Origin of the sequence: Streptomyces panaciradicis (assembly GCF_023516615.1) — a bacterium.
In the GTDB taxonomy this organism is placed as follows: domain Bacteria; phylum Actinomycetota; class Actinomycetes; order Streptomycetales; family Streptomycetaceae; genus Streptomyces; species Streptomyces panaciradicis.
In genome coordinates this window covers 1-357 of sequence record NZ_JAMGBF010000350.1, presented here as the reverse complement: position 1 = coordinate 357, position 357 = coordinate 1, and the positions used below count along the sequence as shown (strand labels likewise).

Genomic DNA, 357 nt, shown 5'->3' with positions numbered 1-357 from the left:
CCAGCGGGCGAGGTCGCCGGTGCGGTACATGCGCGAGCCGGCCGGTCCGTGCGGGTTGGCGACGAAGCGGTCCGCCGACAGTCCCGGCTGGCCGATGTAGCCATGGGCCAGTCCGTGGCCGGCGACATACAGCTCCCCCGGCACGCCCGGCGCCACCAACTCCAGGTTCGCGTCGAGGACGTAGGCGTGCTTGCCCGCGAGCGGTGTGCCGACCGGGATGCTCGCCGCACTCTCGGCGGTGCCCGGCTCGATGGTGAACGTGGTGGTGAAGCCCATGCTCTCGGCCGGCCCGTAGCCGTTCAGCAGCCGCAGGTGGGGGAAGCGGGCGAGTGCCTGGGCCGTGTGGGAGGGGGACGC

1 protein-coding gene is annotated in these 357 nt (G+C 73.4%); it reads right to left on the bottom strand.

The window, feature by feature from the left end; all coding sequences use genetic code 11:
• Nucleotides 1-357 (bottom strand): AMP-binding protein (locus M8J74_RS44315; RefSeq protein WP_249841787.1); only part of this gene is annotated, 357 nt, incomplete at both ends.